General features: G+C 73.6%; 11 protein-coding genes. 5 read left to right on the top strand and 6 right to left on the bottom strand.

Translation table 11 applies throughout. The annotated features are described in order from the left end of the window. Positions 1–6 precede the first annotated feature (6 nt). Together OG556_RS01720 and OG556_RS01715 are read left to right on the top strand one after the other, a co-directional pair. The gene (locus tag OG556_RS01720) at positions 7–1365 is read left to right on the top strand and encodes an MFS transporter (RefSeq protein WP_371515491.1); all 1359 of its coding nucleotides are present in this window, start codon (positions 7–9) and stop codon (positions 1363–1365) included. 58 nt (positions 1366–1423) lie between these two features. Beyond that, positions 1424–2272 carry an SAM-dependent methyltransferase gene (locus OG556_RS01715; protein WP_371515490.1) on the top strand — a complete coding sequence of 283 codons (849 nt, stop codon included), beginning with the start codon at positions 1424–1426 and terminating at the stop codon, positions 2270–2272. Between the two features lie 13 nt (positions 2273–2285). On the opposite strand, the gene OG556_RS01710 is transcribed toward OG556_RS01715, so the two are convergent. Continuing rightward, positions 2286–3455 carry a CapA family protein gene (locus OG556_RS01710; RefSeq protein ID WP_371515489.1) on the bottom strand — a complete coding sequence of 390 codons (1170 nt, stop codon included), beginning with the start codon at positions 3453–3455 and terminating at the stop codon, positions 2286–2288. Positions 3456–3726: 271 nt separating this feature from the next. Between OG556_RS01710 and OG556_RS01705 the strand changes: the two genes are divergently transcribed. Next, a complete protein-coding gene (locus OG556_RS01705) occupies positions 3727–4365 on the top strand; it encodes a DUF4360 domain-containing protein (protein ID WP_371515488.1) in 639 nt (212 codons plus the stop codon). Positions 4366–4698: 333 nt separating this feature from the next. After that, positions 4699–6351, top strand: coding sequence for a purple acid phosphatase family protein (locus tag OG556_RS01700; RefSeq protein WP_371515487.1), 1653 nt, complete (start codon positions 4699–4701; stop codon positions 6349–6351). 10 nt (positions 6352–6361) lie between these two features. Here OG556_RS01700 and OG556_RS01695 read toward each other — a convergent pair whose 3' ends face one another. From OG556_RS01695 to OG556_RS01675, 5 genes are all read right to left on the bottom strand, one after another. After that, positions 6362–7825, bottom strand: coding sequence for a cytochrome P450 (locus OG556_RS01695; protein ID WP_371515486.1), 1464 nt, complete (start codon positions 7823–7825; stop codon positions 6362–6364). Between the two features lie 100 nt (positions 7826–7925). After that, positions 7926–8543 carry an ATP/GTP-binding protein gene (locus tag OG556_RS01690; protein WP_371515485.1) on the bottom strand — a complete coding sequence of 206 codons (618 nt, stop codon included), beginning with the start codon at positions 8541–8543 and terminating at the stop codon, positions 7926–7928. Then, the gene (locus OG556_RS01685; protein WP_371515484.1) at positions 8524–8886 is read right to left on the bottom strand and encodes a DUF742 domain-containing protein; all 363 of its coding nucleotides are present in this window, start codon (positions 8884–8886) and stop codon (positions 8524–8526) included. The genes OG556_RS01690 and OG556_RS01685 overlap by 20 nt, the downstream gene beginning before the upstream one ends. Before the next feature lie 156 nt (positions 8887–9042). Beyond that, the gene (locus OG556_RS01680) at positions 9043–9429 is read right to left on the bottom strand and encodes a roadblock/LC7 domain-containing protein (protein ID WP_208869028.1); all 387 of its coding nucleotides are present in this window, start codon (positions 9427–9429) and stop codon (positions 9043–9045) included. A 17-nt stretch (positions 9430–9446) separates the two neighbouring features. Then, positions 9447–11078, bottom strand: coding sequence for a sensor histidine kinase (locus OG556_RS01675; protein WP_371515483.1), 1632 nt, complete (start codon positions 11076–11078; stop codon positions 9447–9449). A gap of 411 nt (positions 11079–11489) precedes the next feature. Here OG556_RS01675 and OG556_RS01670 point away from each other — a divergent pair, with 411 nt between their 5' ends. After that, positions 11490–12197 carry a Crp/Fnr family transcriptional regulator gene (locus OG556_RS01670; protein WP_371515482.1) on the top strand — a complete coding sequence of 236 codons (708 nt, stop codon included), beginning with the start codon at positions 11490–11492 and terminating at the stop codon, positions 12195–12197. Positions 12198–12260 lie beyond the last annotated feature (63 nt).

The following is a 12260-nucleotide window of genomic DNA, read 5'->3' as shown; positions in this document are numbered from 1 at the left end:
GAGGCCATGACAGATCGGACCGGAACCACCCCGCCGCGCGAGGAACCGCAAGCAGGCCGGCGGCGACGGGAGTTGGCCGCCGCCACGGTGGGCTCGGTGGTCGAGTCCTTCGACTGGAACATCTACGCCGTCCTCGCCCCGTACTTCGCGGCGGACCTCTTCGGGCACGGCAAGGGCGGGGTCAGCGGCCTGCTCGGGGCGTACGCGACCTTCGCGGTCGGGTTCGTCGCCCGGCCGGTCGGCTCGTACCTGATCGGGCGGCTCAGCGACACCCGGGGGCGGCGCTTCGCCCTGACCCTCGGCATGTCCGTGATCGCCGCCGCCAGCCTCGGCATCGCCGTGCTGCCGGACCAGCGGACGATCGGCGCCTGGGCGGCGGTCCTGGCCGTCGCCGCGCGGGTGGTGCAGGGGCTGGCCTTCGGCGGCGAGGCGCCCAGCGTCGCCGCGTACGTGACCGAGACGGCTCCGCCCCGGCACCGCTTCGCGTTCAGCTCGGTCTCCTACGGCGGGATCATCGTCGGCTCGCTGCTCTCCTACGGGGTGCTCGCGCTGCTGCTGCACACCCTCGGCAAGTCCGGTGTGACCAACGGCGGTTGGCGCCGGGCCTTCGTGGTCGCGGCGCTGCTCGGGCTGGCCGCCGTCTGGGTGCGCCGGGCGGCCCCGGAGAGTGCGGAGTTCCGCCGCGCCCGGGCGGAGTCGACGGGCGCCCGCCCGCCGTTCCTGCGGGTGCTACGCGAGCACCGCTGGGCGGTGCTCACCGTCTTCCTCAACACCCTGGGCGGGACGGTCGGTTACTACTTCGCCCTGGTCTACCTGCCGCAGTACGCCGCCGCCTACGGGGTGGTCGACCGGGAGCAGGCGACCTCCTTCATGACCGTGGTGCTCGCGGTGGTGCTGGTCACCATGCTGCTCAGCGGCGCCGCCGCCGACCGCTTCGGCCTGCTGCCGGTGGCCCGGGCCGGGTTCGCGCTGCCGGTGCTGCTGGTCCCGGTGCTGCTGATCGGGCTGCGGCAGGGCTGGCTGCCGTTCCAGCTCGTCGCCGTGCTGCTGGGGATGCTGGTGGCGACGGTGCTCGGGACGCTCAACGTCTTCACCGGCCTGCTGTTCCCGACGGAGGTCCGCGCCCTCGGTCTGGGCGTGGTCAACGCGGCCACCATCGCCGTGTTCGGCGGCTCCTTCCCGCTGCTCGCCGAGTGGCTGCACGACCACCACCGCCTCGGCCTGATCCCCGGCTACGTCACCCTCTGCACGCTGGGCCCGGCGCTCGGCCTCGTCACCGCCCTGCGGGTGCCGTCCTTCGCCGCCGCCGTGGGCGCTCCGGCCGTCAGGGCGCGCAGCGGTCGGGTACCGTCCCAAAGTGGCTGACGTTCGATCATGTCCTGTGGTTGAGTGGGACGGGAACGAACGTGCGGAAGGGCAAGACATGGAGAACAGCGGTCCGGACGGCTGGCTGACCGGGGTCCGGTTCGAGGAGGCGCCGCAGGTGGACCTGCGCACCGACCGCGCGCACCCGGCCCGGGTCTACGACTACCTGCTCGGCGGCAAGACCAACTTCCCGGTGGACCGCGAGGTCGGCGACCGCATCCTCGGGGAGTGGCCCGGCTCGCGCACCGCCACCCTCGCGGCCCGCGCGGTGATGCACCGGATGGTCCGCCGGCTGGTCGAGGTGCACGGCGTCCGCCAGTTCCTGGACGTCGGCACCGGCATCCCCACCACGCCCAACCTGCACGAGGTCGTCCAGGCCGTCGACCCGTCCTGCCGGGTGGTGTACGTCGACAACGACCCGATCGTGCTCGCCCACTCGCGCGCGCTGCTCACCAGCACCCCCGAGGGCCGCACCGCCTACGTCGAGGGCGACCTGCGCGAGCCGGGAAGGTTCCTCGCCGATCCCGCGGTGGCCGCCACCCTGGACCTCGACCGGCCGATCGCGCTGACGCTGATCAACATCGTGCACTTCCTCTCCGACGAGGCCGCGCACCCGCCGGTCCGCAAGCTGGTCGACGCCCTGCCCTCCGGCAGCTTCCTCGCGCTGACCGCCGGCACCGCCGACTCGATTCCCGACCTGGTCGCGATCGGCTCCCGCCGCTACTCGGAGGCCGGCATCGAGAACCACCTGCGCCCCCGCGCGGGCGTCGAGCGCTTCTTCGCCGGGCTGGAACTGGACGACCCGGGCGTGGTGCTGATCAACCGCTGGCACCCGGAGCTGGACGAGGGCCCGGTGCTCGGCGACGACGAGGTGGCGGCCTACGCGGGGCTGGGCCGCAAGCCGTAACGTCTTCTTCGCTCTACGGCGCCATGGTGAGCCCCGCCGCGCCCGCGCCCCGGCTGAGCACCGCCGAGCGGATGTGCTCCAGGGCGCGGGCGTAGTCGGCGCGGCCGGGGTTGCGGCGGACGGCCTCGCGCAGGTCGAGCACCCGGTAGGGCGGACCGAGGTCGGTGATCTGCGGGACGAACTCGGCGCGGCTCACCGTCCAGCGCAGCCCCGGAGCGGCGGGCGGGCTGACGGTGAAACGGGCGAGGGAGCTCCAGTTGCCGCGCGGGTCCTCGGCGCCGTCGTAGGTGAACATGTGCCCGGCGAGCTGGTCGCCGAGGCCGTAGACCGTCCAGGTGTCGCCGATCTTCTCGTAGGCCTGCGGGATGTGGGCGTGGGTGCCGAGGATCAGGTCGATGTCGGGCTGTCCGGGAGCCGGTTCGACGGCCAGCTCGCGGGCGAGGGTGAGCTGTTGCTCGTCCGGCGCGTCCTGCCACTCGGTGCCCCAGTGGACGCTGACCACCACGAGGTCCGCGCCGTCCGCCCGGGCGGCGCGCGCGTCGGCGAGGATCCGGTCCCGGTCGAGCAGGTTGACCGCCCAGGGCCGGCCCTCGGGCAGCGGGATGTCATTGGTCCCGTAGGTATAGGCGAGGTGGGCGACGGTGGCGCCGCCGGCCCGGAGCAGGGCGGGCCGGCCGGCCTCGTCGGCTGTCCGGGCGGAGCCGGTGTGGGCGAGGCCGACGGCGTCCATGGCGTCGAGGGTGCGTCGGATTCCGGCGGGGCCGTCGTCGAGGGTGTGGTTGGAGGCGGTGTCGCAGGCGGTGTAGCCCGTGTCCTTGAGGGCCCGGGCGACCTGCGGCGGGGACTTGAAGGTCGGGTAGCCGGTGTACGGTCCGCCGTCGGCGCCGTAGACCGTCTCCATGTGGCAGATGGCCAGGTCGGCGTCGCTGACCAGGGGTTTGATGCCGGCGAGCATGGCGGTGAAGTCGTAGCCGCTCCCGCTGGCGTCCTCCTGGGCCTGCTGGATGATCTCGGTGTGCGGCAGGACGTCTCCGGTGGCGACCAGGGTGAACGGTCGCGGCCCGGTCGCGGTGGGCGCCGTCGTGGCGGGGGGCGGCGGGGCGGTGTCCGGGGCGCCGCAGCCCGGGAGGGCGAGAAACAGGGCGAGGGCCGCGGTGGCGGTCCGGCGGTGGGGCAGCAACATCGTCGGCTCGTCTCACGATCGGAAGGTGTGACTGGCCATCCGACTATGCGAGGCCCCGTCGACGGACCGCCGGACCCACGCCCGCAGGTCACCCGGGAGGCGCGTCACCCCCTGTACGCGGACACCCCGAGTGTGGTGACATATCCATGCCAACTTCGGGGCCGCGCTCGAAGTGTCAAGGCGCTCGAAGCGTCATGGTGCTCGGAACGCCATCGCGCTCGAAGCGCCACCGCGCCGGCCCTGGCTCCGTGGACGATCGAAGGGGAAGCCCATGCTGCTCCGTGTACTGGCCACGACCGGAATCGCCGCCACCCTGTTCGCCTCGCCGACCCTCGGCACCGGCGCGCTCCCGACGCCGCCGGATCGGATCGTCATCGACGTCGCGACCGTCAACGGCTCCGGCTGCCCGGCGGGTACGGCCGCCGTGGCCGTCTCCCCGGACAACACCGCCTTCACCGTGACCTACAGCAGCTACCTCGCCCAGGTGGGGGTCGGCTCGAAGCCGACCGACTTCCGGAAGAACTGTCAGCTCAACCTGCGGGTGCACGTCCCGCAGGGCTTCACCTACGCGATCGCCTCCGCCGACTACCGCGGCTTCGCCCACCTGGAGAAGGGGGCGACCGGCACCCAGCAGGCCAGCTACTACTTCCAGGGCGACCCGGCGACCGGCCAGCTGAGCCACCACTTCAACGGCCCCAAGGACGACAACTGGCAGGCGACCGACACCGTCGACGTCGCCGCCCTGGTCTTCGCCCCCTGTGGCGAGGAGCGCAACTTCAACATCAACACCGAACTGCGGGTCGGCGCCGGCAGCTCGGACCCGAACAGCACCACCAGCTTCATGACCATGGACTCGACGGACGGCAGCATCAACACCGTCTACCACCTCGCCTGGAAGCAGTGCCCCTGATCCCCGGCGCCTGATCCCCGGCGCTTGACCCCCGGCGCTTGACCCCCGGCGCCTGATCCCCGGCGCTTGACCCCCGGCGCTTGACCCCCGGCGCCTGATCCCCGGCGCCTGCCCCCCGGCGCCTGCCCCCCGGGCCCTGCGCCCGACTCGCTGTGCCGGACTCCCTGTGTCCGACTCCCTGCGCCCGGCCCCGGCGGAGCCCCCGACCCCCGCCGGGGTCGACGCATGCCCTCCGTCGTACCGGTGGTGACCGTCCGTCATATCGATCGTCTCTGCATGCACATGTCTGTACAGTGCTCCGGGTCGACACCCCCACTCGGCAGGCGGAGCTCCATGACGATCGCACGCAGGTCCATCCTCAAGGGCACATCCGCGGCCGGCGCCGCGCTGGTCGCGGGCGCCGCGGCCGCCCAGCCGGCCGCAGCGGCAAGCCCGGAGCCCGGCCCGGAGGCAGGCCGGGAGGTGGGGCCCGCCGCGGGCCCGCTGCTGCATTCCACCCCGCACCGGACCGGGGCGCCCAGCGTGAGCGGGCTGCACCTGCAGTTCGGCACCGACCCGTCCGCCGAGATGACGGTCTCCTGGATCACCCCGCAGTCCGTGCGCCGCCCGCAGGTCCGCCTCGGCTCGCCGGACGGCGGCCTCGGCCGGGTCGTCGAAGCGCAGACCCGCACCTACCGGGACGCCCTCGGCAAGGAGGAGGTGTACGTCCACCACGCCCGCCTCACCGGCCTGCGCCCCGCCACCACCTACCTCTACACCGCCGGCCACGACGGCGCGAGCCCCGAGCCGGGCTCCTTCACCACCGCCCCGCGCGGCCGCGCGCCCTTCACCTTCACCAGCTTCGGGGACCAGGCCACCCCCAACCTCCGCCGCCAGGTGGTCTTCCCCGACGGCATGCCGTCACCGCTCGGCAAGTACCCGGTGTTCACCAGCAGCCAGGTCGGCACCCCGCACTCCGCCGACATCGTCGCCGCCGTCGAACGCGTCGGCCCGCTGTTCAACCTGGTCAACGGCGACCTCTGCTACGCCTCCTACAGCGGCCGGCACGGCCAGAGCCGCACCCTGACCTGGGCCGACTGGTTCATCAACAACAGCCGCTCGGCCCGCTTGCGCCCCTGGATGCCCTGCGCAGGCAACGGCGAGAACGAGGCCGGCAACGGCCCGATCGGCGCCCTCGGCTACCAGACCTACTTCGAACTGCCCGACTCCGCGGCCGCCGACGACGCGGAGACCCGGGGCATGTGGTACGCCTTCACGGTCGGCTCGGTGCGCTTCATCAGCCTGGCCAACGACGACGTGGCCATCCAGGACAGCGGGGACCACTATCTGCGCGGCTACTCCGGCGGGGCCCAGCAGCGCTGGCTGGAGCGCGAGTTGCGGTCGGCGCGGAGCAGCCGGGCGATCGACTGGATCGTGGTCTGCATGCACCACCCGATGATCTCCAGCTCGCAGCACGGCGCCGGCAGCGACCTCGGCATCCGCGAGGCCTGGGGCCCGCTGTTCGACGCCTACGGGGTCGACCTGGTGGTCGGCGGCCACGAGCACTACTACGAGCGCTCCCACCCCGTCCGCGGGACCCTGCCCAACGACACCCGCACCCCGGTGCCGTCCGACACCGACCTCCACACGGTCGACACCAGTCGCGGCACCGTCCACATGGTCATCGGCGCCGGCGGCAACGCCGCCACCACCCAGGACGACCTGTTCGGCGAGCCCAAGGGCCGGGTGGTCGTCGCCCTGGAGGACGCGCCGCGCCCGCCGGCGCCGTACCGGCAGTCCGTGTGGCTGACCGAGGACGCCCCGTGGGCCGCCGTCCAGGACCGGCAGCACACCCACGGCTTCGCGGCCTTCGACGTCGACCCCGGCGACCGGCGCGGCGGCCTGACCAGGATGCGGGTGACGTACTACACCTTCGACGGCCCGCACGGGGACCTCACCCCGGTCGACACCTTCACCCTGCAGCGGCCCCGCACCGACCGTCGTTAGGGACGGGCCGTCAGCGCCGGAACAGGCCGGTCAACGTCCGCCACCAGCTGCGGCGTTGCGCCGGGATCCGGACGGCGGCCGGTGCCTCCGCCTCCTTCACCGCCTCCGCCACCGCCGGCGTGGGTGCGGGTTCGGGCGCGGTGACGGCCCCCGGCTCCGGGGCGTCGACCGGCTTGGAGTCGGGGTGCGGCTCGATCTCGCGCGGGGTGAACTCCACCGGCAGCTCCACCAGGTGCCGGGAGATCCAGGCGGAGGTCCAGGTCAGCTCCTCCTCCGGCACGGCGAGCCGGAGGTCCGGCAGGAGGGTCAGCAGGATGTCGATCCCGGCCTCGGCGACGGAGCGCCCGATGTCCTGGCCGGGGCACTCGTGCGGGCCGGCGCCGAAGGAGAGGTGGGAGCGGTTGCCGTACAGCGGGGTGGCCAGGTCGGGCCGGACGACCGGGTCGACGTTGCCGGCCGCGAGTCCGAGCAGCAGCAGGTCACCCGCCCTGATCTGCTGTCCGCCCAGCTCGGTGTCGACGGTCGCCCAGCGGCCGGCCACCAGCGACATCGGCGGGGAGTCCCACAGCACCTGGTCCAGCGCCTCGCCCAGGGTCATCTGACCGCCGGACAGGTGGGCGCGGAACCGGGGGTCGGTGAGCACCATCTTCAGGGTGTCCGCGATCAGGTTGACGGTGGTCTCGTTCGCGGCGAGCAGCACCACCCGCAGGTGCTCCATCACCTCGTCGTCCGTCAGCCCGGCCGGGTGCTCCATCAGCCAGGTGACCAGGTCGCCGCCCGGGTCCTCGCGCTTGGCGGCCATCGTCCGGCGCAGGCTCGCCACCACGTACTCGTTGCTGGCGATGGCCGTCTCGGTGCCCTTCATGAGGTCCCGGGCGGCGTTCACCAGCTGCGGTCCGTACTCGTCGGGCATGCCGAGCAGCTGGGTCATGACGAGCATCGGCAGGTGCTCGGCGAACTGGGTGACCAGCTCGGCCCGGCCGGTCTGCCCGACCACCTGGACCAGCTCGGTGGTGAACCGCCGGACGTGCCGGCGCACGCCGCGCCGGTCGAAGCGGTTCAGGCCGTCCAGCACGGCGCCGCGCAGCCGCCGGTGCTCCTCGCCGTCTGCGAACACGCACAGCGGCTGCCAGGCGATCACCGGCATCAGCGGGGAGTCCATCGGGACGTCGCCGTCGCGGAACGCCGACCAGAGGCGGGAGTCGCGGGAGAACAGGGACGGCGAGCGCATCGCGGTGATGTTCGCGCCGTGGCCGAGGATCAGCCAGGCCGGGAGGTCCCCGTGCAGCAGGACCGGGGCCACCTCGCCGTGTTCGGCGCGCAGCTTCTCGTACAGGCCCGCGGGGTCGGCCTCGGCCTCCGGCCCGTACAGGCGCCGGACGCCGCCGGGGCCGAACGGTTCGAGGGCGCGCCCGTGGGCCGGGCAGCCGGGCGGCGGGGTGGGGGCGGCGTCATCGGGGAACGGGGTGCTCACGGGCTCTCCGGGGTCGGGTGGGGTCGGCGGGGCGGACGGGGGGTTCGGCCGGCGGTGCGCGCGGGCGGGCCCGGGCGGGCGGTCGGTGGCGGGTGGCCGGTCAGCGGGTGGGCGGGGCCGCGAGCTCGTACAGGTACCGCATCAGGGTCATCAGGGTGTCCCGGCTGGACTCGCGGCTGCGCGCGTCGCAGGCCACGATCGGCACCTCGGGCGGTAGGTCGAGGGCGGCCCGCAGCTCGTCGACCGGGTGCTCCGGCGCCTCCGGGAAGTCGTTGACGGCCACCACGAAGGGCACGCCGCGGTCCTCCAGCCGCCCGATCACCTCGAAGCTGACCTCCAGCCGACGGGTGTCCACCAGCACCACCGCGCCCAGGGCGCCTTCGAACAGGCCGTTCCAGAGGAACCAGAACCGCTCCTGCCCGGGGGTGCCGAACACGTACAGCACGAGCTGGTCGCTGATGCTGATCCGGCCGAAGTCCATCGCCACCGTGGTGGAGGTCTTGCGTTCGACCCCGGTGGGGTCGTCCACGCCGACCCCGGCCTGGGTCATGGTCTCCTCGGTGGTCAGCGGCCGGATCTCGCTGACCGAGCCGACCAGCGTCGTCTTGCCGACGCCGAAGCCGCCCACGATCACCACCTTGACCGCCATCGCGACCGAGTCCGGCAGCAGCTCCGAGGCGGCCGGTCCGACCACCGTGTCAGAGCCTTTGAAGTCCATGGATCACCGCCTCCAACAGGGCGCGTTCGGGAAGTTCCGCCTTGGGGACGGCGGCGCGGGCCTCGATCCGCCCGTCGTCGAGCAGGTCCGCCAGCAGCACGGTGACGACGCTGGTGGGCAGTTCGAGGTAGGCGGAGACCTCCGCCACCGAGAGCGGCGCGCGGCACAGCCGCAGGATGGCCGCGTGCTCGGGCTGCATGGTGGGCGTCGGCTCCGCGCGGGAGACGATCAGGGTGACCAGGTCGAAGACGCCCGGTCCGGCCGGGCCGCTGCGGCCGCGGGTGATCACGTACAGGCGGGCGGGGTCGGGGCCGTCCCACCCGTCCTGGTCGGCCGTCGTCATGTGCCCGCCTCGCTGTGCTCGTTCATGTGCCCGCTCCGCGGTGCCGGGTCAGGCGGTCGCGGTCGTGGTCGTGGTCCCGGCCCCTGTCGCGGTCCCTTGCGCGGTCGGGACCGGGACGGCGCACCGGCCCCCGCTGCGCCCGCCGCTCCGGCCGGTTCACGCGACCACCTCGGGGTTGCGCGGGGGAGTGGCCAGGTGCTCGCCGATCCGGGCGACGAGGTCGCGCATCTGCTGGCCCACCAGTCCGGCGTCGACCCCCTCGTCGGCGAGCACCGCGAGGTACGCGCGGGAGGCGGCCGCCATCAGATAGAAGAAGCCGCCGTCCACCTCGATCACCACCAGCCGCATCGAGCCGTCGCCGTGCGGGAACTCCTGCCCCACCGCCGCGGCCAGGCTCTGCAGCCCGGCGCAGGCGGCGGCGAGCCGGTCGGCGGTGTCCGGATCGGTGCCGTGCTGGGCGATCCGGAGGCCGTCGCCGGAGAGCACGACGATGTGGCGGATGTACGGCACGCTGTCTGCGAGGTCCTTGAGGATCCAGTCCATGTTGCTGCGGTGCGGAATCACTGCTCGCCTTTCCCTGCCGTCTCTTCATTGGTCTGACCGGCCGAACTCGCGGCCGGCCCATGGCCGTTGATCCCCTCGGTGAACGCCTCCAGCCAGAGGCCGGGCTGCACCGGCTCCTTGGCGTGACGCCCTCCCGTCCCCGGGGCGGGGCCCGCGGCGGGCCCCGAGGCCGGGTTGCCGTACTGTCCGGCGGTCCGGGCCGATCCGGGGTAGCCCGCCCGGGGGGTGGGCGGGCGGCGCCGCCGTTGCGGCAGGCCGTTCGCGGTGCGCTCGGTCACCACCACCTCGTCGTCCCCCGGGCCCGGCCCGCTCGGCGCCCACGGACCGGACGCCCCGAAGGACGGCCCGACGGACGGCCCCGCCACACCGGTCGCCGCCGCCCGCGCCCCCCACGGCCGCGACGGGGCCGCCGACTTGGGCGGGTTCGCCGGGAGCGGCCGGGGGCCGGAGAACGCGCCGATCCCGTGCGCCCGCCCGGTCGGGGGCGCGGTGGTGACCAACTCCTGCGGCACCACCAGCACGACCCGGACGCCGCCGTAGGCGGAGCGGCGCAGCGAGATCTGGAAGCCGTACGCCTGGCACAGCCGGCCGACCACCGCGAAGCCCAGCCGGGGCGACTCGGTGAGGTCGTCCAGGTCCTTGGAGACCTGGGCCTCGCGCAGGCTGCGCTCGGCACGGATCCGGGCCTCGTCGGTCAGACCGAGGCCGCCGTCCTCGATCTCGATCGCTATGCCGCTCTGCACCTCGGCGGCGCTCAGGTGCACGTGGGTGTGCGGCGGCGAGTAGCGGGTGGCGTTGTCGAGCAGTTCGGAGACGGCGTGGATCAGCGGCTCGACGGCCGGCCCGATCACCGACACCTGGGCCACCGGGTGCAGGTCCACCCGCTGGTACTCCAGGATGCGCGACATGCCGCCGCGCAGCACGCTGTAGAGCGCCACCGGCCTGGTCCACTGACGGCCGGGGCGGGCGCCGGACAGGACGGCGATGCTGTCGGCGAGGCGGCCGGTCAGCGCGTTGCCGTGGTCCAGGCGCAGCAGGTCGTCGAAGACCGCAGGGTCGTTGCCGTGCCGGTCCTCCATCTCGCGCAGGTCCTTGGCCTGCCGGTGGATGATCGCCTGCACCCGGCGGGCGATGTTGACGAAGGCCCGCTCGGCGGAGTCGCGCCGGTTCACCTCGTCGTCGACGGCGACGATGATCCCGCGCACCACCGACTCCAGCGCGCCCCGGAACTTCGGCGCGGCCAGCGGATCGCGCACCTGGTACGACCGGGCCAGGCTGTCCATCGACGCGCCGTAGCGGGCCCGGGCCACCAGCCTCGGCAGTTCCTCCTTGGCCAGCCGCACCGCCTCGGCCTCCTGGCCGGCCAGCCGCCGCTGCAACTCGCCCACCTGCCGGGCGTGCTGCTCCCGCAACGCGGCCAGCGCACGTCCCCGGCGGGCCGACTCGGCGGCCACCACGGCCACCAGCACCGTGCCCGTCGCCCCGCACCAGAGCACCTCCGCGCGGACCCCGGCGGACACCACCGCCGCGGCGGCCGCCACGGCCGCCGCCATCACGGCGGTGGGCAGCAGCCACCCGAGCAGGGGCGCAGGTGGCCGTCGGGCGGGCGATGATCCAGCTCGAAGCATTCTCGGCATCCTCAAACGATCGGAACAGTACGGGGACGGGCGACGGCCGGCGCCGGAGGCATGGTGATGCAGCATAGCCAAGTTCAGGACAATCCTGACGGAAGTTCAAGAATCCAGCTGTACAGCCGACTTGTCCTGCCGTGCCGGACATGCCGGACATCTCGCACACCAGTCTCGGCCACGGCTGGCCGCCGTCCCGCCACCAGGCTTCTCGCCCCGCCCCGCGCGCGCCGCCAACCCGCCCCGGATTCGCTCATGCGAAGGGTTTCTTCGCCAATTCCTCACTCTGCAAGATGAGTTCGTGCTATGGCGCGCCCCCTGCGCCATTCCCGACCGGACCGTCCAAGGGAAATTCCGGTGGGAGACCGCATCCGTCTGCGCACCCGGCGTGGCGCCTCCTAAGGTCGGCGCATGAACGATCACGGCCGAACGGCGGACCCCCTGGGCCAGACCCTGTGCCGACTGATGGGTGAAGCGACCTGGAAGAGCATGCTGGCGGAGGCCTTCGAGCGCCGGCATCCGATCGGCGCCACCCTGCTGCGCCAGGCGGAGCCCGGAACGCACGTGCTCGCCCTGCTGAGCGGGGTGGCGAAGGTGACCCGACGGGAGCGCACCGGAGACGTCAGGCTGCTGGCGTTCCGCGGCCCCGGTGAACTGCTCGGCGAGGTGGCCGTGCTGGACGACGGGGCCCGTTCGGCGAGCGTCCAGGCGATCTCGGACTGTACGGTCGCGGTCCTCGCCAAGGCCGCGTTCCTGCGGTTCGTCACGGACCGGGACCTGTTCCCGGTGATGGTGCGCTACGCCATCGGCAGGCTGCGGGAGTCGGACCTCGCCCGCGGCGGCGGCGACATCGTGGCCCGGCTGGCGGGCGCCCTGGCCACCCTGGCCGACGTCTCCGTAGGCCCGGCAAACCCGGCAGGCCCGGCCGGCCCGGCGGGGCGACGCGCGGAACTCGCCCTGACCCGCGACGAACTGGCCCAGCACCTCGGGGTGTCCCGGAACACCGTCACCGCGGGCCTGGCCGAACTCGGCCCCCACCAGGTCCACGCCGGGCGGAAGTCCATCGTCATCGGCGACCTGTCCGCGCTCCGGCGGGTGGCCGACGGGGCGCGCGACTGACGCGGCGCCGGATCGGCCGGAGAGCCTGCCGCCCGGCTGATGCCACGTCAGTTCGTGTGACGG

The organism is Kitasatospora sp. NBC_01300 (assembly GCF_041435235.1).
Classification (GTDB): Bacteria; Actinomycetota; Actinomycetes; order Streptomycetales; family Streptomycetaceae; genus Kitasatospora.
This window is presented reverse-complemented; position numbering and strand designations above follow the sequence as displayed.